Consider the following 21,167-nt stretch of genomic DNA (forward strand, 5'->3'; position numbering starts at 1 on the left):
CCTGTCCGTGTAATACAGCTCGATACGTAGAAAGTTTTCTACTGTATATGTAGTGAAAATGAGACAAAAGTTAGTTCAAAGATTTTTTTTTATAGATATTCACAAATATTTTTAAATATCAGGGTTTTCAACGCTTCGTTTCTCACACTCAAATATGCGGTTTTCCTTTCAAAAGCAAGTATTTATTGGTATTGTCGTATCCATATTTCTTGTAATAATCGTAGGTTACACTTCTTATAACGCAATCGTTTTACAACAGGAAAATACAAGCCGTGTAAATCATACCCGAGAGGTGATCGGGTCGTCCATGGAGGTTAGAAATCAGCTTTTAACTGCTGAAACGAGCCTAAGGGGTTTTGCGATTTTAAAAAACAGAAATTTTGAGCGAACCCACCAGATTGCCTGTGAAAATACCTGGGAGCAATTTAAACTGCTCCAAAAACTAGTCGTTGACAATCCAGGTCAGACCGCCCGACTGGACACATTAGCCCCTGTTTTAAAAAGCAGGCTGGACTTGATGGCAAGGCAATTCGAGATGCTGAAAACGGGGAATTATTCTTCAGATTCCCTGACGGCCATGGTCTTAGGGGGGCAGCAATTATCTGCCAGACTTAAACTTTCCTTTGACAAGATTGAAGATATAGAAAATGGCTTACTTGAAATACGTGAGAATCAGTTAGCGCTTAGTTCGACGAAGGCAAAACAGGTAATAGTAGTCGGAACGACCGTTTTTCTGCTTGTAATTTTTGTGTTATTCTATTTCATCCGCAAAACTTATCTCGCTCAGCTCAGTTCTGAAAAGGAGACGATAAGGGCTAATCAGGAGCTTGAAGTCCTGGCAATTGAAGACAGACGGAAAAACTGGATTTTATCGGCAGCTGTCGAAGTTGGTATTGTTATTCGTGGAGAACCGAAGGAGGATGAACTCACGCAAAACTTTCTCAATCGTGTGGCTGAGGTTACTCAGGCTGCGACTGGCGTATTGTACATGGTTAACCGCATCGGAGATACCTGGGATCTGGCGGCAACTTATGCGGTAGATCGCCATATTAATTTGCCCGAATGTATCACGAAGGAAAGCGGGGTTTTGGGACAAATAATACAGGAAAAATTAGCTTTTAAACAACTTGAAGTTGCGCCTGGATATCTGAAAATTAATTCCGGTCTTGGTGGAACGGCTCCGGATACAGTATTGATAAAGACCTTAATGCAGGCCGGGAAAGTTGTCGCGATTCTTGAACTTGGTTATCTGGGAAAACCGGATGACAATGTCAGTAAATTACTTGAACGAATTTCTGATGGCGCTGCCATTGCGTTTACTGCGGCGCGTGAAAGACAGCTGATGACAGAGTTGCTTGAAAAAACCCAAATACAGGCGGAAGAGCTTGAAAGTCAGCAAGAGGAGCAGAGGGTAACAAATGAGGAGCTGATCCGACAAACTTTACTTTTACAGGTTTCAGAAGAGGAACTTCGTGTGCAGCAGGATGAGTTAAAACAGATTAATACGGAGCTTGAAGAGAAAGCCTTCCTATTGGAAGAACAAAAAGATACGATTGAAGAAGCGCGCGACCAAATTCAGCGAAAAGCTGATGAACTCGAAACCACCGGAAGGTTTAAAAGTGAATTTCTGGCAAATATGAGCCACGAGCTCCGGACGCCACTGAACAGTATTCTGATTCTGTCGAGAATCCTGTCAGAGAATAAAGCAGGTCGTCTGAATGAAGAGGAGCAGAAATTTGCATCGGTCATCAATAATTCTGGAAATGACCTGCTGACGCTTATCAACGATATTCTGGATTTGGCAAAAGTTGAAGCCGGTAAGATAGAATTGCATTCAGAGGAAGTTGATACGGGTTATTTGCTTTCTGAAATCAGAAATACTTTCCAAAAAATGGCAGAAAATAAGGGCCTTACTCTGGCCCTTGTTAAAGGCGGAAACTGTCCTGAAAAATTATTTATTGACCAAATAAGGTTGGTGCAGATTCTGAGAAACCTGCTTTCTAACGCAGTTAAATTTACTTCCGCTCCTGGTACCGTTTCTTTGATCGTTTCAAAAGTAAGTGACCACCTAATTTTCGAAGTGTCTGATACGGGAATTGGAATTCCTGAGAACAAACAAAAAGCAATTTTCGAAGCATTCCAGCAGGCTGACGGATCGACGAGCAGGAAATATGGCGGTACCGGACTGGGACTATCAATAAGCCGTGAATTGGCCAATCTGTTCCAGGGTTCTATTTCTTTGAAAAGTGACGTTGGCAAAGGGTCGATCTTCACACTTTCCATCCCGATCCGGAATAATCCCGACAGAGCCGGGCTTACAGATGATATTTTAGAGCCACGGGAATCGGTTGAAATAGTTAAAAATGAGCTGGAAGAGCCAGTTATCAGCATAAGGAGAGAAGGAGGGAATCGGTTACTATTGATCGAAGATGATCCGGTATTTGCTGATGATATGGCTAATAAGGCGCGTGAAAGTGGCTTTGAAATTGTTGTTGCTGAAACGGGTTATGAAGCTTTACGAATTGCTCAGACATTTAAGCCCACAGCGATTATTCTGGATATGCATCTTCCTGATCTTTCCGGAGATGAAGTTTTAAAGGCGTTGAAATCCGACACTGAAACACGGTTAATTCCTGTACACACTGTCTCTGCCGGTGATGAAAGTCTTGCCAAAGTACTGAAAGAAGGCGCAATTGGTTTCATGCAGAAGCCAGTCGACAAACGGTCGGCGGAGGTGATTTTCGATCTATTAAAACTGGAAGGAGCAAATCTGGACAAGAAAAGAATTCTTTTGATCGAAGACGACGCTTTTCAAAGTAAACATTTTGGTGACTTTCTTGAAGACAATAATCTGTTTGTATTATATGCTTATTCTGGTAAAGAGGCGATTTCAATGCTTTCAAGAGAGATTGTTGATGGGATAATCCTTGATATTCGCCTTTCTGATATTAACGGACTAGATCTTCTTGATCAAATCAAAGCAGTTCCAAAATGGGCGACATTACCAGTTGTGGTCAACACGGCCGAAGATCTGTCCCAGGAAGATCTTACGCGCGTCATGAAATATGCTCACCCGGTGGTTATGAAGACGCGGAAATCCAATGATCGTTTGCTGGATGAAGTGAATCTATTTCTAAAAAAAATTCAGCTGAAAGCATCACCCTCCATTCAAAATCCTTCATTCAGTAATCCTGTCGTTCATGCCGAGCGTGTTTTTGTCGGGAAAAAAGTGCTTTTGGCTGACGACGATATGCGGAATATTTTCGCATTGAGTGCGGTTCTGGAGGAGGCTGGTTTTGCGATCACCATTGCAACGAATGGTCGCGAGGCACTGGAAAAACTCTCGCAGGAAAAAGACATTGATCTCGTTTTAATGGATGTGATGATGCCTGAAATGGATGGTATTGAAGCAACGAAGATGATCCGGAAACAAGGAAAATGGAATAATGTTCCGATCATCGCCGTCACTGCAAAAGCGATGCAGGGTGACAGGGAGCTTTGTCTGGCAGCGGGCGCAAATGATTATATTTCTAAACCGGTTGATATAGATAAATTATTGTCGTTAATAAAAGTTTGGCTGCATTCCGCATGAATATAGTTACCCTAGAATATGACGAGCTGGAATCTTTAATAGTGAAGGTCAGAGAAATTTCGGGTTTCGATTTTTCCGGATATGCACGGCCGTCATTGCTGCGCCGGGCGTCCAGATATCTGGCGAAACATACCATGAGCCTCACCGAATTGACCTCGCATATCGAGCTGGGAGGGAAAGCGGTTTATGATTTTATTCAGGAGTTGACGGTAAATTATTCTGAAATGTTTCGGGATGCTGAGTTTTTCATAAAGTTACGATCAGAAGTTTTCAGTTATCTGGAATCTTATCCTACAATTCGGATCTGGGTTGCAGGATGCGCTTCCGGAGAAGAGGCATATTCCCTTGCGATTTTGCTCGAAGAAACGGGAATGTATACTCGTTCATTGATTTATGCGACTGACCTAAGTGAGCGGGTGCTGTGTTCCGCTCGTCAGGGCGTTTTTAGTTTGGGTAACATGCGCACATTTTCAGAAAATTACCTCCTGTCAGAAGGCAAAAAATCTTTATCTGATTATTATCACGTGGCTTATAATCAGGCTGTAATGGTTCCTGATTTAAGAAAAAACATCGTGTTTTCTTTGCATGATTTGACAGGCGACGGCGTTTTTAATGAGTTTCAAATGGTTAGTTGCAGGAATGTGATGATATACTTTAATCTTGAACAAAGGCAAAAAGTTTTCAAACTTTTATACGAAAGTATGGCCATGTTTGGTTTTTTATGCCTTGGAAAGCGGGAGACCTTGCGGTATTCTGGTTTCGAAGAAAATTTCAGGATAATCGATATACATTTGAATATCTATCAGAAAATAAAATGATGCATAAGCAGGATGAGTCATTTAGTTTGGTACTGATTGGAGGCTCGTCGGGAAGTTTTTCAATTTTTGAAGAGATTTTGAGACTATTAGATCGACCATTGCCGTGCTCGGTCGTATTTGTGTTGCACCGGGGGAAGTCGAGTCTGTCTGAATTACCGCAATTGTTCAGGTCCTACACGCCACTTCAAATGGAAGAGCCTCAGCATTTAGATCCCATTGTCAAAAACTGCATCTATTTTGCTGTACCGGATTATCACTTATTAATAGGTCCAGACGGGAGATTTTATTTGGATAGTGATGAAAAAGACTTTTTCTCCCGTCCTTCGATTGACGCCACATTTGTTTCGGCCGCTCAGTCAGGAATCAAAATCAGAGCCGCAATGCTGTTTTCAGGTGCCAGCGAAGATGGTGCTATTGGGATGAAACAAATTGCTGAGAAGGGTTTTAAGACTTATGTGCAGGATCCTTTGACAGCGGAGGTTGCACGAATGCCTGCTGCTGCGATCCGGCTGTTTGGCAAACATTATATTTTGAATGAAAATTTTTTTGAAGAAATCAGCAGTATACTTTACAGTTACTCAACGTAAATATGGAAAATACTAAAATTCTTTTGCTTGATGACAAGGAGGAAAATCTGATTTCTCTAAAAGCGATATTAAATCGCGATGACATAACGATTTTCGCGACAACTTCGCCAAACGAGGCCCTTCGGATTGTCTGGGAAAATGAAATAGCAGTGGCCCTGGTTGATGTCCAAATGCCTGGAATGGATGGTTTTGAGTTTGCGGAAACTTTGGCTTCTAACCTGAAAACCAGAGAGATTCTGATCGTCTTTGTAACGGCTATTTCCAAAGAAACGACCTATGCCGTTCGCGGACTGAAAACCGGTGCAATCGACTATTTATATAAACCGCTTGACCCTTACATAACAAACGCAAAGGTTGATTCGCTGATACGTCTTGCAACCAGTCAGCGGGAAGTTAGGGAAAAGAACAGGCTGCTGGAAAATTATGCCACAATTGTGACGAACTCTCCGGATATTATCTGCACGGTCCAGGCGGATTCTGGCCGGATTTTGTCAATAAATCCATCGGTCAGATCTATTCTTGGGCTTGATCCTGAGAAGTTGATTAATATATCCATGCTCGATCTGCTGGTTGAACCGATGCGGTCAGGTTTACAAAGTGTTTTGATCAATCAGAATTATTTGAGCGGAGATACGATTGTTGTAGAGGATCAGTTTTTTGGAAAATTCCGTCAGCCGGTTTGGCTGGAATTACGGATTATGTATAAAAACAGGTTGCTTTTTATAAATCTGCATGATATAGAAAAACGAAAGGCTCACGAACTCGCGCTGGTCGAAGCAAGGAGTCTTGCAGACAAGTCCAGAAAGGTGAAAGAAGCATTTCTGGCAAATATGAGTCACGAAATCAGGACACCTCTCAACGGAATAATCGGGATAGGGAATCTTCTGGAAGCTACCGAACTTAATAATCAACAGAAGGAATTGCTGGAAATGCTGCTGCATTCTTCTGGTTCGTTACTTAATATTCTGAACGACATTCTTGACATATCCAAAATCGACGAAGGTAAATTCTCTATTCTTCCGACACCAACAAGTTTGACTCAGGTTGGGAAAGGCATTGTTGATCTGATGCGTTTCAAGGCAGATGAAAAAAGACTGCAAATGTCACTTCTGGTTGATGATGAGATTCCTGAAAGTGTACTTATTGACGGAATGCGCCTGAACCAGATTCTAATGAATTTGGTTGGCAACGCTTTAAAGTTCACACATGCAGGATACGTAAAATTGAAAATTGAGCACATAGGTATGTCCGGAGAGTTGCATGAAGTCAGATTCGCAGTGGAAGATTCAGGAATCGGGATCTCGGAAGACAGGATTTCAAGGATTTTTTCGGCTTACGGCCAGGCATCCATCGAAACCACACACCATTACGGAGGAACAGGTCTTGGATTAACGATTTCCCAAAAATTGGTTTTGTTGATGGAAAGCGAGCTAAAAGTAACCAGTCAGTTTCAGAATGGAAGTGAGTTTTACTTCACTTTAATGCTGAAAGACGCAAACCAGAAACAAATAGTAAAAAAGCCGGTTGTATCCTTCAAAAGTCTGGAACCATATTTTGGGAAAAAAGTTTTGGTTGCCGAAGACAACCATATCAATGCAATGCTGATAAATAAATATTTGACGACTTGGCTGATAGATACGACGCTGGTTGTCAATGGAAAAGAAGCTGTTGATGCAGTCCAAAATCAAAATTTTGATTTGATCATTATGGATACACGAATGCCGGAAATGGATGGATTTCAGGCAGCCCGTTATTTGCGTGTCGAAATGAAGGTTTCCACTCCGATTTTGTCACTTTCTGCCACTGTACTTGAAGAGGACCTTCGTCAGGCTATTGAGTCCGGGATGGATGATACTTTATCCAAGCCATTTGAGCCCGTAAAACTGCACGAGAAAATCGGAAAGTTGCTGATGGCTTAGGTATACGGATTAACAAAAACAGCTTCTTCGTTCAAATGAAAAAATATGATTCTCATCCAGATTTTATAAATGCAACGAATTTTCTAAATTATTCGTAATGATCTTAAATTGATTTCGTTTTAATAATTGAAATTCAGTGTATATAAATAGCAAAATGAGAAGTAGAAAAAATAGCTGGTGTCTCATCGCCCTGGCGGTACTGGCGGGATGTAGTTCTTCAAAAACTGTACCGTATGAATCAAAATGGAATGCACCGTTTACTTATGTCGATGAGATAAAGCCGGATCAGAAGGACCAGGCATCAAGGTTAGCCTATGGGATCATCAACGATGAACATTATTTATATCTGACCATGTCGACACGCGATCCGTCCACGATTCAGAAAATTTTGGGTAGTGGTTTGAAAGTATCTTTCATGCCTGAGGGCCAGAAAAAAGATGGATATTCTTTGCTATTTCCGGTCGTTATGAAAGAAGACAGAAAAGCACTTAAAAGAATCGATACCGACCTGCCGAACAGCCTCGGACTAGATCTGCTGATGGATTCTTATAACAAAGAGGCAGTTTGGAAAGATAAGCAAGGTGAGCGTTTTATCAACCTTGTTGAAGCTGACGGAAGCATCAAATCGCATATCGGCATGGACAAAAATGGCGAACTTACTGAACAGATTGCCATTCCTTTCAGCCTTATTTCCATGAATCCAAAGGAGTCGTCAAACCTGGGTATCAGCATTAAAATTGACGGAGCATCTTCGCGATCCGGCTTTTCACCAAGAATCGGAATCGGTCTTGGTGGCGGTATCGGAATGGGTGGTGGCATGGGAGTAGGGATTGGTACTGGCAACGGATCCCGTTATGGAGCAGATGACCGTGGCGTAGATATCAGACTTTCTGTGCAATTGGCACGTGGAAATGGCTGATCTTCTTTAACGTATTGAACAATAAGCCTGCAGGTCTGTATCTGTGGGCTATTTTTTTGTAGACGCCTTGAAATAATATACGTAATACTAAAAACTTGCCAACTACAATCTTTATAGAATATTTTCGGAAATTCACCTCCATGGAGGACGATAATCCCTGAAAAGTACGTTAATTTGGATATAAAAGATTTGGAGTGAAGAACAGAAACATAAAAAAATATTACAGCTTCTTAAAGTTTAGGCGAGACTTTACAAGATTCAGCATCGATAAGGTTAAGAGTTACGAAATTGTAATGTTTTGGCTGAAAAGTATGTTGACCCGTAGCCAGTTTTTGATTTTATCGGGTATTCTGGTGGGATGTACGGCCGGAATTGCCGGGGTGGTTTTGAAATCCCTTGTGCACTATATCCACTACGTAATTACCTATAAAGTTCATTTTGAAGATCAGATTTTATTCTATCTAATCTTTCCATTCCTGGGAATTGTGATCACCACCATTGTTGTCAAGCTCTTTTTTCATGGCCTTGATAAAAAAGGTATTCCGGTTATTCTGCACGAAATTGCGCAGAATTCCAGTAATGTTTCTTCGGTTAAAATGTATTCACAGATCGTCCAGAGTGCCATTACGGTGGGTCTGGGTGGATCCGCTGGTCTGGAAAGCCCCATTGCAGTAACAGGCGCAGCAATAGGTTCTAACTTTGCCAAAACCTATAAACTTGATTATCGGGAACGAACTCTGTTACTCGCCGCCGGTGCAACAGCCGGTATCGCTTCGGCTTTTAATGCGCCTATCGCAGGGATGATGTTCGCATTTGAAATATTACTTACTGGCGTCGTTTTTTCAGATTTCATTCCACTTGTCGTAGCGGCTGTTTGCGGCAGTTTAATTTCCAGGATTCTTTTGAAAGAGGAAGTCCTGTTTCAATTTCATACCCGCGGAGCGTTTGATTATCATAACCTGCCCTTCTATCTGATTCTGGGCATACTTTGTGGATTTTATGCGAGATACTTTCTCGTCATTGCAAGATACATTGAGGAGTTTTTTCATGCATTAAAAATGTCCAAGATCCAAAAGGCCATGACGGGTGGTGCCGTTTTGTCTTTTCTTTGCGTGCTATATCCGCCCTTGTTTGGAGAGGGTTATGATACGATCAAGTCCTTTACCAACGGAGAAATTAAGGATGTAATTCAAAACAGTTTTTTTAGCTTCATTGGTTACCGCGAATGGGTGATTATTGTATTTGTGGCTGTGGTATGTCTGTTGAAGGCATTTGCGTCATCTATCACGATACAAAGCGGAGGAAATGGTGGAAATTTTGCGCCTTCACTGTTTGCCGGCGGATCATTAGGTTATGTTTTTGCATTATTATGTACTCAGGCAGGAATCCCGGATATTCCTGTTACAAATTTGATATTGGTAGGGATGGCCGGCGTAATGAGCGGCGTACTCTATGCACCACTAACTGCGATTTTTCTTATCGCAGAATCAAGCTCCGGATACGATTTATTTATTCCACTAATGATGGTGTCAGTGATCTCGTTTTTAATGGCGAAATGGTTTTCACCCATATCACCGGATCTGGAAAAAATGGCTAGCCAGGGAAAGATCTTCACCAGAGAGCATGACAGGAATCTGTTGTCGCTTTTGCGTACGCTGGATCTACTGGATAAAGATGCACAGGTTATCAATGATAAGGCAACTTTCGATGAGCTTCGTCAAATTCTGGAAAATGGCAAAAGGAACCTTATAGCCGTTTTAAGTGATGATCTAACGCTGGTAGGCATTATAACACTGGATGATCTTCGACCTGTTTTGTTTAGTAAAAACTTTGATGACACGCTTACCGTAGCGACGCTCATGAAAGAACCAAAAGCGGTTATTGTCGAGGATGACTCAGTGGTTGTTGTCGCTAAAAAATTCGATGATACCGGTTTATGGCATCTTCCGGTTGTGAAAAATTCAGGCAGATTTGCAGGATTTATTTCGAAGTCAAGTGTCCTGAACAGTTACCGTCAGCTGCTGCAAGCACATTCTGTTTAGGGGAATATTTAACTGCTGAGGTAAGAACATAATTGGCTTATATTCTATACTGTATATTCATTCCCTTGTTTAATATTTACCATGCTTATCTTTTTCCCTCGGGGCTGAAACAAAAATCCCCGGCAAACGCCAGGGAATTTTACAAATATTTTCTCACCTCAAATACTGATGGTATTTGATAGATTACAAAGGTCACAAATAAAGGTTTCTTAAATAATGACCTTGGTCATGATATGGTTTTCCAGAGTTTTTACCTCGTTCTAGTAAATCAGCTGTTTTTGTATGCCGCAGCAAACTGAATTGCAAATTCCTGCAACGATGTCCGGGTCGTATTTTCAGTAGTTCGAACAAAGTCAGCGAGATAGGCACCTGAATTTAATCCTTCAAAAAGTTTAATGTACCCTTCCGCTATCTGGGGAGGCACACCCGCTGCGATCATCCCGTTTTTTGCATCCTCATCCGGATATTGAATATATTGAAGACCTGGTAAATCTATTGCAGCGCCAAGTATTTCTGCAACCTCATCCATCGTATAGTCCTGTGCGCCTCCCACGAAAGTCTGAGAAAAACCTTTGAAATTCAATTCCAAAAGATGTTTGACCGCCTCATCAGCGATGTCCGTGGTATTTGTAAGCGGAATCTTCAGATCTTTCAACAAAGCGTCTCCAAAAGTGCCAAGCCCCTTGATCTGAGGAATATAAGCGAAAAGGTTTTCCATGAAATATCCCGGTCTGAGTGCCAGAATATTCAGATCCTTAACATTTTGTAGCTGCTTTTCCCACTCACCAAGTCCGCTCACCGGACCTGCTCCAAAGGGAGAAAGCTGTGATCCCATTGAACTGAGAACCACTACATTTTTCACATTGGCATTTTCCAGTGCGTTAGTAATATTAGTGCCGATACGACGCTGAAATACTCGCCACGATTCTTTAATATCCCAAATTGGTGGAATAAGTGCATAGACTGCATCCGCACCTTCAAAAGTTTTAGTCAGAAAATGCTCATCCGACAAATCACCGATTGCTGCTATTGCGCCTTTTTCAACCAACGTGCGGATATTGTCTGGTTTTCTGGCAATGGTTACAACTTCGTGTTTTGCTTCCAGTAACTTTTCTGCTACAATTTTTCCTGTGTGCCCGCTGGCACCCGTAATTACATATTTCATCACATTTGAAGTTTACATACATACAAGTTGGTATGTATATTGGTAAAAAAATTATTGTTTATAAAAATTTAAAACTTGAATGAGTTGTCCGATACAGCTTCTAAAATGTTCATAACTATTGAATGATTTTCCAATGGTGTAACTTCCTTCCAATGAAGCCAATATGAAATAAGCAAGTGTATCAGGATCTGTTACCGGCTTGATCGTTTTATTCTCAATTCCAACTTTCAAGGCAGCCTTAATTAATTTGTGCTCGCTGTCAAGTATTGCAGAAAGGCGCTTACTAAACCCTTCGTCCAACGGCGACATTTCCTGAATAAGATTGTTTAGCGGACAACCCAAATGAATTGTTTCCTGCGTTGAATAGGAAGCAATAGTACTTAAAGTCTCAGCAATGGCATCAATAATGTGTTTATCCTCCTGAATCAGATTGCCCCAGGCCTTGGTATAGTCAGGAGCAATGAGCTCATCGACAATGGCATACCCGACGTTTAGCTTATCCTTGAAATAATGATAAAATGCGCCTTTTGTAATTCCCATTTGAGCAATCACTTTATCTGTCCGCAATCCCTGGAAGCCATGCAGGCGCATTGCTTCGTAATTTTTTTTCAGAATTTCGCTTCGTGTATCTAACATAGTACAAACGTACATACTTGTTGGTATGTATCCAAATTTTCTCTAAATTTTATTTTTTGCGAAAGTAGTAATATTCGATTGTTGTCATCCTTGTATCAAGGATTTGTTAGTCACAGTGTTGCCAGCCGTTGTTTTCCATGTAATTTAAAACATGAGCTATGGAATTAAAAGTTAGTCTTTTACCAGTTATCTTATCTGTAAATCTTTTGGTTGATCTATTTTCATGATCAGCCCGAAATGTTCCTCACCCGACCCCGGAGGCGGACCGTAATTGTTTGCCAGGTCAAAATGAGTAACCCCTTGTCAAAGGCTGTGGTGAGTATGGATCGGTAACTTTCATAGACGCACACGCCACTGAAATTATCCCAAAAACTGCCGAATATGGCCGAAAGTTTTAGCCCGCTTTTGCCACACGTGCGACGAGTCATCTGCTCGTAACGGGTCGTGTTAGCTAAATAAGTCATTGTGTTTTGAGAAAAGGAATTAAAGAGTAAATCGATGTGAAAAGATAGCCGTTTTATTTCAGCCTTTGAAATGGAGTTGGGTACTGGCCTCGTAAACGATCGAAAATGCCCCGATTTTAATACGTTTTAGCCACCAATTCATCGATTTTGTTAGAAAATCCATACATTCTTTATAGATTCACGATTCAATCAGATTTTCGCAAAAAGATTGTTTTTGAAGAACTGACGCAAGTAATTAGCCATCAGCATTTATTTATTGTCCCTTCCCGGTATGGATTTATTTTTAGTAGTTTTTTTTCTGATTCAGTTTATCCGTCAACGACTAAACACACCGCTCCTCCATCACGGGTGGGACAAAAAATTACTGCTTGCCCGATCTATTGCAATAGGTTTGGTAGCAGCATTCTGGATTCTGAATAAGTCTCAAATTGTACAATGGCTATGGTACCCATTAGTGGTTTATATTCTTTATGTGATCTACAAAGAGAAGGACTTTGAGTCCATACGCAGCACCGTTCAATCAATATATCCCTATGTAATCGTTAGTTTTCTGGGAGAGCTTTTTGAGCTTGTAGCAGAAACTCAGTACAAAAATTACCGGAATTACTTCGAAATAGCCAAGGGCTTTTCCTTTTTATGGATGCTCGCGCTTTGGTTTAACTTTCGGAAACAGCAAAAGATTCTGGAAAAAGAACGCGAAGAACAAAAGCGAAGGGATGAAGAGAATGAAGCTAAAAAAGCGTCACTCGAATATCTGGTGGCTGAGCGTACGCAGGAGCTGACAATTCAGACGATGGAACTCCAAAAGGCTTTGGATGAATTGAAGGCTACACAAAACCAACTAATTCAAAGTGAGAAAATGGCATCCTTGGGTGAGTTGACAGCGGGAATTGCCCATGAAATTCAAAATCCTTTAAATTTTGTAAACAACTTCTCGGAAGTATCTGTGGAGCTTTGTCAGGAGTTGGAAGAAGAGATTAACAAGACAGAAATTCCGGATGCGGATAAAGAATATATTGCCGGAATTATCAGCGATTTAAGCCAGAATCAACAAAAAATTACGCATCACGGCAAACGCGCGGACTCGATTGTGAAAGGAATGCTGCAACATTCGCGGACTTCTTCTGGCAAAAAAGAGCCTACGGATATCAACGCGCTGGCCGACGAGTATATGCGTCTGGCATACCACGGGTTGCGGGCGAAAGACAAGGAATTTAACGCGACCTTGACAACTGATTTTGACCCGACGATTGGAAAAATTGAGGTTATGCCCCAGGATTTGGGCCGGGTTTTTCTCAATTTATTTACTAATGCATTTTATGCAGTTGCTGAAAAGAAAAAGCTGAACAAGGATAACCCGGCCTTTGAAAATTATAAACCGGAGGTGAAAATTACGACGAAATTGTTTGGCGGGAAATTGTACATCCGTGTTTCGGACAACGGAACGGGTATGCCGGAAAGTGTTAAATCCAAGATATTTCAACCATTTTTTACAACAAAACCAACCGGCCAAGGAACTGGACTTGGCCTTTCGATGAGTTATGATATTGTTACCAAAACGCATGAAGGAATCCTGGACGTGAGTTCTAAGGCGGGTGAAGGAACGGAGTTTAAGATTACGCTTCCTGTATCCTGAATTATTTATTTTAAGTACAAAATACCTAAAGATGAAAATACTGGTTGTGGACGATGAGCCGGATGTGAAGGCACTTTTCGAACAGCGTTTCAGAAGAGAAATTCGTAATGGAGAATTTCAATTTTCCTTTGCTTTTTCAGGAGAAGATGCAATCCAGTATCTGGAAGGACATGCTTCGGAGATTGTGATGATACTCTCCGATATTAATATGCCCGGGATGAGCGGCATTGAACTTCTGAAAACAATTAGAAAGGATCACCCGATGGCGCCGCCGATTGTGATGATGATCACGGCTTATGGCGACACTGATAATTATGAACAGGCTATGAAATTTGGTGCAGATGACTTTTTGACGAAACCGGTAAATTTCACAGAGCTGAAACAAAAATTACAAGAAAGATATGAAGGCTAAAATCCTGGTGGTTGATGACGAACCTGACTTACAATTACTTATAAAACAAAAATTTCGCAGACAGATCCGGGAGCAGCAGTACGAATTTGTATTTGCTGAAAACGGTGAAGCTGCGTTAAAAATGCTGGCAGAACATCCTGATGTTGATATGGTTCTGAGCGATATCAACATGCCGGAAATGGACGGTTTGACTTTGCTTTTAAAGTTGAGTGAACTAAGCCCTCTGTTAAAATCTGTGATCGTTTCAGCCTACGGCGATATGGAAAATATCCGTACTGCAATGAATAGGGGAGCTTTCGATTTTCTTTGTAAACCTATTGATTTTCAAGATCTTGAAGTTACAATGGAGAAAACTTTGAGATATGTTGAGCAGCTTCGGGATACTTTAAAGGCGGTGCGGGAGAATGATATTTTGCGTATGTATGTAGATTCTTCGGTACTTCAGTTTATGACGCGTGGCGCTTTTGAAAGTTCTCTTACATCAAGTGAAAACATTGAAGCATCCGTTGTTTTTATGGATATGTGCGGGTTCACTTCGATTTCAGAACGGGAGCCGGCTGATCACGTCGTCAGGATGATCAATAAATATTTTGACGTGATGGTGAAGGAAATTCTTGCCCACGGCGGACTGGTTGACAAATTCATGGGAGACGCCGTGATGGCTGTTTTCAAAGGTGAGTATCATCTGGATCGCGCGATTGAGGCTTCTCTTGCAGTCAGAAATCAGATCAATACCTTCAAAGAACAATTGCATAACCAGACGGAATACTTTCCTAATGTGGCCATTGGAATTAATTCAGGGGAAATGGTAAGCGGAAATATCGGCTCGGCTACCTTGCGACGGCTGGATTATACCGTTATTGGTGACGCGGTCAATGTGGCGCAAAGATTACAGTCTGTCGCAGGGCCAGGGCAAATTGTGGTCCCGGATTGGGCTTATGAGAAGATCAAGGAAGCATTTCAATGTCAGCTTATTGGAGAAGTAAATCTAAAAAATAAGCAGAAAGCGATGCAGATCTATGAAGTGCTTGAATAATGATTTGTCTTTTTACTACAATGGAAACTGAAAAGGCTGAAAAATATATTCTCGATTTGTTGGACAAAAACCTTTCTCCAACATTGTATTATCATGGTCTGCATCATACACTGGATGTCGTTAATCAGGTATTGATCTTGGCACATCAAGAAGGTGTGAAAAGCGAGGAATCGCTGCAACTTTTGAAGACGGCAGCATTATTTCATGATTGCGGCTTCGTAAATACCTATAAAGATCATGAAGAAGAAGGATGTCGGATTGCCAGATCCGAACTGCCGTTGTTCTCCTATACAAATGAAGAAATCGATCAAATTTGCAGTATGATCATGGCTACAAAAATACCGCAGTCTCCCAAAAATAAGCTCGAAGATATCCTTTGCGATGCAGACCTTGATTATTTGGGACGCAGTGATTTTGAACCTATCGCTGCGAGCCTTTTTGAAGAATTGAAAAGCAGACAGATTATTGAAGATGAAAAAAGCTGGAACATTGTCCAGGTCAAATTTTTGGAATCACATCATTATCATACCAATTCCGCCCGAAATAAAAGGGATAGATCAAAACAGAAAAGGCTGCAAGAATTGAGGGAACAGATCTAGACCGTCGCTCTCATTTTTTCATTTTGAACCCGGATACGCTGACATAGGATCCTGAGAACGTTGCGTAAGATCTCATCACGTTCCTCCATTAACTCGAAAAAATCTTCCTGATCTACTCGGAATAAAAGGACGTCAGATTCTGCTACGGTTGATGCTGATCTTGGTTCAGTATCAAGCAATGCAAGCTCTCCAAAAATTTCACCTTTATCAAACAAAGCAAGCTGTTTGGGACCATCGTAAATTCCAATTTCGCCGGAGTAAATAATGAACATACTGTCGCCTGCATCACCTTTTGCAAAGATTTCCTGCCCTTCCTGATAAATTACTTCCTTCATGATAGGAGCGATAGAACTTAATACATTTTCCGGAGTTTGAGAAAATAACTTTGTATTTTTTAATACAATAACCCGCTCCATTTCAGATATTTGCTGAGAAGATTCCGTCGTGTGGTTCATATTATTTTCGTGTTGACTGTGATATTTCTGTGATGGAAATTTTAAATAGGCTGCTCTCGCTGCATCTCTTAGCAACCTGACGTGGTGATTCAGGAACACGTCCAAATTTGTTATTTCGGTATCCGGAGTCCAGCGGTCGATGGTGAGCGCTATCGTCCATGTGGTAAAATACTGTTCTTTTTGCGTTAATACGTAATCCACAAAATTCTGAGGATTTTCCTGGACATTCAGGTACTGGCGCAGTGCTTCCATTTTCCTTAGTAACGGAATTTCCTCAAACAGTGCTCGTAAACAGGGATATAATTCTCTCGGAAGCAGGCTTTCCACCATTTCCAGCGAATTTGCCCTTTTTTCCTGCGAAGCATGTCGGATTCCCTTCCAGGCATTTTGTATCGTATCCCTGTCATACAAGACCGAGAACAAATAGAACAACCTTTGATTGACCTGTAACAGCTCGTAATGCAAAGAAGAATTCCAAGTTGGATTTCCGTTTCCGGGATCCATTGCGTTCAAGATCTGATAAGCGTGAAGCAGCTCAATGTCTACAAAATTTCTTACCGTATTTTTCTGATCAGAATCCAGGGCGTAAGACAGCAGGGAACGCAATGCGGCGGTGTGGAGTCTTAACGAAGGCGCATGGGGCTCACCCTTTGATTGGTAAACTTTTGTAATAAATTTAAAAAGGACAGGCAAAAGTTCACTGTTAGGCTGCTTTTCCGCTGACTTCAAAAATGAGTAAATATCTTTTTCAGAAGTCGATTCATTCAGCCATTCCTGTAATATTGCAGCTCCGGATTGACCAGATTTTATCAGTGAAAGACTTGCTGTTTTTGACAATTTTCCTGAAAGAAAAACTGTCAGTTCACTTATCAGATCACTATTACAGCCAGTACCGATGACTTCGATAGCACGCTTTTGAATTTTCTCACTCTTGCTTTTCAGCGAATTCTTAATCTGCAATTTGAAAGCTTCTACATCCATCGCTTCCACGCAGTCGAGGGCAGTCAGCTGCGAATCGATATCACCGGATGCAAACAAATTATGTATAGTCTGGCGCACCAGCGTAGGTGATTTTTCAGTCTGCCTTGCACCAAGCACGGCGCCTCTCACAATATCCAAATCAGAATGTGACAAATATTGAGCGAGTTTGTCGCTTGTCATATTATCAGAAGCGCATGCGATTTGCACGGCGAGCGTCTGGCAGGGTGTGTTTGGCTCATTTTCTATGTAGGAATAAAACGATTCCGTCGGACTGTAAATTCCCGTTTCCACCAAGGCTTCAAGCGTTTTCAGGCGGACAATTTCCGACGGGTTTTTTAATAAAAAATCAACATTCTTATAAAAGGATGAAGGTTTATTCTTCACCAACCAGGCGATCGCGTTAATCACCTCTTCTTTTTTCTCACTTTTAAGATTTTCCTTAATAATGGGCAAAGCTTCTCCGGGAGAAGCCATCTCACCGCTTTTAAGAAATCTTTTACTGATTGCACTCTTTAATTCCAGTACATACTCAGCATAGGCTTTTCTGAAAATGATAAGTGCCGCGAGGGAAAATAACAGGGAAAGATCGAAAGTAAGACTGATATTGGACCACTCCATGGTATAAACAGTCCAGAGCAAAACCCCGGCGAGCAGCATACCCAAGGGTTCGTAAAGCCCTTTGGCAAGTGTATGTCCTTTCAGACGATTTTTTGTAGAAAGTGGCTGGAAAAACACCAGAAAAACCGGATCAAAAAGTGTTCTTCTTATTAATTCAAAAAGCAAATATGCGATGCAGTAATAAACCAGCAGCGAAGGTTCGTCCGTTCTGAAATAGGAAGAAATGATGAGCCCGAGCGATATTAAAACCGTTGTCAAAGGAAGTAGATAGAGTGTTATTTTTACACCGAAACGCTCTACAATTTTTCCGGAAAATAACATTTTTACAAATGTTGAAATAACGTACGTGGCTGTTAAAAGCGAACCAACGAAGATAATGGTGTCGTGCTGGCTGTGAAATTTGTATTTTACGTTAACAAAAAAATGATATTCAATCCATGTCGCCGCTGCTGCTATAGCCACGGTGCCAAGGCAAAGTGCCGTAAGGAGCCTGTTTCCGCCAAAATATTTCTGAACAAATTTTGAATCAGAAAATCCTGATTGTCTTGGTCTTGCGTGATGTGGATTTGGAATATCCGTGTATTTGAATGTCAGTTTTTGAGTATAAAATGCAAGAGCAAAACACAACAACGAGACTGTAAGCAAAATCATTAACACAGATGGCGAATGAATCAATACGGCAAGCACAGCACCCAGTGCTTTCGCAGGCATATCGCCGGAGCCGATTACGCTGAACATTCTCTTGCTTTGTCGTACGTCAAAAACAATCGCAGACAATCCCCAGAATTCAAGATTAATCAGCAAATAAATCACCCTGTATCCGACCATGATCGCGATGGCTGTTGCCACGCCGTGGCCTGCCCACAATAAAACCATGACCACCAGTACCAGAAATAGTGACGACAACATGGTTCCAAGACTTAGCTTTTCAAGTGCGAGGTGATGTTCGTAATGTTCGTAAATCTGCCCTGCTGCCATGACGGCCAGCGCAGCGACGATATAGGCGATCGGAAGGGAATATTCCGGATGATTTTCTAGCAATAAAATATTAGCGGACACATAAACGAGTGTTGTCCCGACATTAATAAAAAAGTTGTGAAAGAAGAAAAGAAGCGTTTGTGGGTTAATCGTACTATTTAATCTACTTTTTTTAATGGCTGATATCATAATTTATCGGAAAGCTAGCGTCACTCATGTAAAATAAACACTAATTATTCCTTTTAAAAACTGAAACCGTTCAGGATATCATGAAATTTGCAGAAATTTGAAAATGCATGCCCAATTTGAATTTTAATTTACCCGACTATGAAGATTGATTTTAAGCGGATTGACCACGTGATGCTCTGTTTTCCGGAAGGAAGAGAAAAGGAAGCAAGACAATTTTATGAAGAGGTTTTAGGTTTGGAAGAAATTATTGATCCGGAACGGCCTCATTTGCGTGGCGCGATTTGGTATCAAATGGGGAATATCCAACTTCATTTAATGACGGATCAGGGAAGTAATGCTTCCGAACGCCATCCGGCTTTTGAGGTGACTAATCTGGAAGAATGTCGCCAGTTATTGGAAGGTCACGGAATTCTGGTTAAAAATCTGACACCGATCATCGGCCGGACACGGTTTTCGTTCAGAGATCCTTTCGAAAATAGGATCGAGTTGCTTCAATACCATAATTAGCTATTGGGTTTTAGCTTTTAGCCGGAGCTGTTTTTGGTTTCGTAAAAATAAAATAAATGCCGTTTGATTTTTGTCAAACGGCATTTGTCATTTTTCATGACTAACTCCAAAGACGATCGTGAGAGCGTTTGTCGTTCCATTGATCGGTTGGCGCGAAGTAGCTTTTGTCTTTTGGAGACAAATGTTTCTTCAATTCTTCATCCACCAGCTCGATTCCCAGTCCGGGCGCTTGTAACGGGACGTTTGCATATCCCTTCTCAATCAGTTTCCTGCCATCTGTCGTTTTAACGATATTTTCCCACCATGGCACATCCACCGAATGGTGTTCCAGAGCGAGGAAGTTTTGAGTCGCAGCCGCACAGTGAACATTGGCCATAAAACTTACCGGCGAACCTGCGAAGTGCATGGCCATCGCAATTCCGTGATCCTCGGCATAATCTCCGATACGTTTGGTTTCGAGAAGTCCGCCGGAGGATGCCAGATCCGGGTGAATAATATCCACCGCCCGCGCTTCGATAAGTGGCTTGAAACCTTCTTTCAGATAAATATCCTCGCCGGTCAATGTTGGTGTTTCAAGAGCTTCCGAAATCTGTTTCCATTGGTCAGTATATTCCCACGGCACCATATCTTCAAGCCAGGCCAGTCTGTATTTGTCCAGCGCTTTTCCCAGACGAATGGCATTATTCAAATCAAAGTGTCCATAATGGTCGGAAGAAATCGGTATCTCGTAACCTACGATGCCGCGAACATCTTCCACTACTTTGGCCATTTGTTCTAAGCCTTGCGGAGTGATCTGGATGGCAGTGAATGGGTGTTTAGTATTTGCATAGGAGTGGTAATCACCAGACCATTGAGAAAATCCTCCGCCCCAAACTTTATTATTAACCACGCCGCCGACAGAATTTTTCAACATCCCGATTGAAATATCCATTTTCAGCCAGGTGTATCCCTGTGTTTCAGTACGGAATTTTATCTTTTCTTTAAATTCGTCCAGATTGTCAGATTCCGGCGTGTCGGCATATAATCTAACTTTATCGCGATAGCGGCCGCCGAGCAATTGCCAGCATGGAACGTTGTAGGCTTTCCCGCAAAGATCCCAAAGTGCCATTTCAATGCCGCAAACGCCACCAGCCTGGCGGCCATGCATACCAAATTGTTTAATGGTTTTGAAGAGCATCTCAACGTTACATGGATTTTCTCCTAAAAGCCTGCTTTTCAGCATTAAAGCATAACGTTCGTCGGCTCCGTCACGCACTTCTCCCAAACCGTAAATTCCCTGGTTGGTATCAATACGGATAATAGGTGTGCGCCCTACGTTTTGGAGTACACAATATCGGATATCGGTAATTTTTAATTCGGATGGTTTTGAAGCACGGTTGACCTTCGAAGTTGCCTGAGCGACTGTGTCTTCGATCGACATGGACATAAAACTGCCCAAGGCAATGCCGCCAACTGCCGATTTTCTCAAAAAGTTACGGCGACTGTCTTTGGTAGCCGGGTTGTTGATTTCTGCCTGTACAGCCAGCTTTTCGGCCTTTTCAACTTCCTTATTTGAGGTAATAATCTGGTTTAAGATACTTTTCATAATTAAGATATTTAGGATTTATTACAATA

Annotated in this window: 15 protein-coding genes; 11 read left to right on the forward strand and 4 right to left on the reverse strand. The window is 41.6% G+C overall.

Annotation, left to right across the window (positions count from 1 at the left end; translation table 11 throughout):
• The first annotated feature begins 154 nt into the window (after window positions 1-154).
• From AC1XUO_RS07750 to AC1XUO_RS07775, 6 genes are all read left to right on the forward strand, one after another.
• On the forward strand, window positions 155-3,592 hold the full coding sequence (locus AC1XUO_RS07750) for a response regulator (RefSeq protein ID WP_483329198.1): 3,438 nt from the start codon (window positions 155-157) through the stop codon (window positions 3,590-3,592).
• Window positions 3,589-4,410 (forward strand): CheR family methyltransferase, encoded by an 822-nt coding sequence (locus AC1XUO_RS07755; protein ID WP_483329199.1) that lies wholly within the window; start codon window positions 3,589-3,591, stop codon window positions 4,408-4,410. Before AC1XUO_RS07750 ends, AC1XUO_RS07755 begins: the two co-directional genes overlap by 4 nt.
• A complete protein-coding gene (locus tag AC1XUO_RS07760; protein ID WP_483329200.1) occupies window positions 4,407-4,997 on the forward strand; it encodes a chemotaxis protein CheB in 591 nt (196 codons plus the stop codon). The genes AC1XUO_RS07755 and AC1XUO_RS07760 overlap by 4 nt, the downstream gene beginning before the upstream one ends.
• Before the next feature lie 2 nt (window positions 4,998-4,999).
• Window positions 5,000-6,916, forward strand: a complete 1,917-nt coding sequence (locus tag AC1XUO_RS07765; protein WP_483329201.1) for a response regulator — start codon at window positions 5,000-5,002, stop codon at window positions 6,914-6,916.
• Between the two features lie 154 nt (window positions 6,917-7,070).
• Entirely contained in the window at window positions 7,071-7,835 is a 765-nt protein-coding gene (locus tag AC1XUO_RS07770) for a hypothetical protein (protein ID WP_483329202.1), read from the forward strand.
• Window positions 7,836-8,146: 311 nt separating this feature from the next.
• A complete protein-coding gene (locus tag AC1XUO_RS07775) occupies window positions 8,147-9,877 on the forward strand; it encodes a chloride channel protein (protein WP_483329203.1) in 1,731 nt (576 codons plus the stop codon).
• A gap of 268 nt (window positions 9,878-10,145) precedes the next feature.
• Here the strand turns inward: AC1XUO_RS07775 and AC1XUO_RS07780 are convergent, their stop codons facing one another.
• Window positions 10,146-11,042 (reverse strand): NAD(P)H-binding protein, encoded by an 897-nt coding sequence (locus AC1XUO_RS07780; protein WP_483329204.1) that lies wholly within the window; start codon window positions 11,040-11,042, stop codon window positions 10,146-10,148.
• 51 nt (window positions 11,043-11,093) lie between these two features.
• Entirely contained in the window at window positions 11,094-11,678 is a 585-nt protein-coding gene (locus AC1XUO_RS07785) for a TetR/AcrR family transcriptional regulator (RefSeq protein WP_483329205.1), read from the reverse strand.
• 735 nt (window positions 11,679-12,413) lie between these two features.
• Here AC1XUO_RS07785 and AC1XUO_RS07790 point away from each other — a divergent pair.
• Genes AC1XUO_RS07790 through AC1XUO_RS07805 form a run of 4 tightly spaced genes read left to right on the forward strand, consistent with a single transcriptional unit; the run spans window position 12,414 to window position 15,825 of the window.
• Entirely contained in the window at window positions 12,414-13,778 is a 1,365-nt protein-coding gene (locus AC1XUO_RS07790; protein ID WP_483329206.1) for a sensor histidine kinase, read from the forward strand.
• Between the two features lie 31 nt (window positions 13,779-13,809).
• On the forward strand, window positions 13,810-14,190 hold the full coding sequence (locus AC1XUO_RS07795; RefSeq protein ID WP_235152722.1) for a response regulator: 381 nt from the start codon (window positions 13,810-13,812) through the stop codon (window positions 14,188-14,190).
• Window positions 14,180-15,226, forward strand: coding sequence for an adenylate/guanylate cyclase domain-containing protein (locus tag AC1XUO_RS07800; protein WP_483329207.1), 1,047 nt, complete (start codon window positions 14,180-14,182; stop codon window positions 15,224-15,226). The genes AC1XUO_RS07795 and AC1XUO_RS07800 overlap by 11 nt, the downstream gene beginning before the upstream one ends.
• Before the next feature lie 20 nt (window positions 15,227-15,246).
• The gene (locus AC1XUO_RS07805) at window positions 15,247-15,825 is read left to right on the forward strand and encodes an HD domain-containing protein (RefSeq protein ID WP_483329208.1); all 579 of its coding nucleotides are present in this window, start codon (window positions 15,247-15,249) and stop codon (window positions 15,823-15,825) included.
• On the opposite strand, the gene AC1XUO_RS07810 is transcribed toward AC1XUO_RS07805, so the two are convergent.
• Complete coding sequence (locus tag AC1XUO_RS07810) at window positions 15,822-19,046, reverse strand: cyclic nucleotide-binding domain-containing protein (protein WP_483329209.1); 3,225 nt, start codon at window positions 19,044-19,046, stop codon at window positions 15,822-15,824. The two genes, AC1XUO_RS07805 and AC1XUO_RS07810, sit on opposite strands and share 4 nt — an antisense overlap.
• 138 nt (window positions 19,047-19,184) lie before the next feature.
• On the opposite strand from AC1XUO_RS07810, the gene AC1XUO_RS07815 reads away from it, so the two are divergent.
• A complete protein-coding gene (locus AC1XUO_RS07815) occupies window positions 19,185-19,553 on the forward strand; it encodes a VOC family protein (RefSeq protein WP_483329210.1) in 369 nt (122 codons plus the stop codon).
• A gap of 100 nt (window positions 19,554-19,653) precedes the next feature.
• Here the strand turns inward: AC1XUO_RS07815 and AC1XUO_RS07820 are convergent, their stop codons facing one another.
• Window positions 19,654-21,138: a mandelate racemase/muconate lactonizing enzyme family protein gene (locus AC1XUO_RS07820; RefSeq protein WP_483329211.1), complete on the reverse strand. Its 1,485-nt coding sequence runs from the start codon at window positions 21,136-21,138 to the stop codon at window positions 19,654-19,656.
• Between the last annotated feature and the right edge of the window lie 29 nt (window positions 21,139-21,167).

Source organism: Dyadobacter sp. HNCC25DJ186, from assembly GCF_056895235.1.

Excerpts from the sequence above, each read along its gene's own strand:
- AC1XUO_RS07750 (WP_483329198.1), top strand. The coding sequence starts at position 155 with ATGCGGTTTTCCTTTCAAAAGCAAGTATTTATTGGTATTGTCGTATCC.
- AC1XUO_RS07755 (WP_483329199.1), top strand. The coding sequence starts at position 3,589 with ATGAATATAGTTACCCTAGAATATGACGAGCTGGAATCTTTAATAGTG.
- AC1XUO_RS07760 (WP_483329200.1), top strand. The coding sequence starts at position 4,407 with ATGATGCATAAGCAGGATGAGTCATTTAGTTTGGTACTGATTGGAGGC.
- AC1XUO_RS07765 (WP_483329201.1), top strand. The coding sequence starts at position 5,000 with ATGGAAAATACTAAAATTCTTTTGCTTGATGACAAGGAGGAAAATCTG.
- AC1XUO_RS07770 (WP_483329202.1), top strand. The coding sequence starts at position 7,071 with ATGAGAAGTAGAAAAAATAGCTGGTGTCTCATCGCCCTGGCGGTACTG.
- AC1XUO_RS07775 (WP_483329203.1), top strand. The coding sequence starts at position 8,147 with ATGTTGACCCGTAGCCAGTTTTTGATTTTATCGGGTATTCTGGTGGGA.
- AC1XUO_RS07780 (WP_483329204.1), bottom strand. The coding sequence starts at position 11,042 with ATGAAATATGTAATTACGGGTGCCAGCGGGCACACAGGAAAAATTGTA.
- AC1XUO_RS07785 (WP_483329205.1), bottom strand. The coding sequence starts at position 11,678 with ATGTTAGATACACGAAGCGAAATTCTGAAAAAAAATTACGAAGCAATG.
- AC1XUO_RS07790 (WP_483329206.1), top strand. The coding sequence starts at position 12,414 with ATGGATTTATTTTTAGTAGTTTTTTTTCTGATTCAGTTTATCCGTCAA.
- AC1XUO_RS07795 (WP_235152722.1), top strand. The coding sequence starts at position 13,810 with ATGAAAATACTGGTTGTGGACGATGAGCCGGATGTGAAGGCACTTTTC.
- AC1XUO_RS07800 (WP_483329207.1), top strand. The coding sequence starts at position 14,180 with ATGAAGGCTAAAATCCTGGTGGTTGATGACGAACCTGACTTACAATTA.
- AC1XUO_RS07805 (WP_483329208.1), top strand. The coding sequence starts at position 15,247 with ATGGAAACTGAAAAGGCTGAAAAATATATTCTCGATTTGTTGGACAAA.
- AC1XUO_RS07810 (WP_483329209.1), bottom strand. The coding sequence starts at position 19,046 with ATGATATCAGCCATTAAAAAAAGTAGATTAAATAGTACGATTAACCCA.
- AC1XUO_RS07815 (WP_483329210.1), top strand. The coding sequence starts at position 19,185 with ATGAAGATTGATTTTAAGCGGATTGACCACGTGATGCTCTGTTTTCCG.
- AC1XUO_RS07820 (WP_483329211.1), bottom strand. The coding sequence starts at position 21,138 with ATGAAAAGTATCTTAAACCAGATTATTACCTCAAATAAGGAAGTTGAA.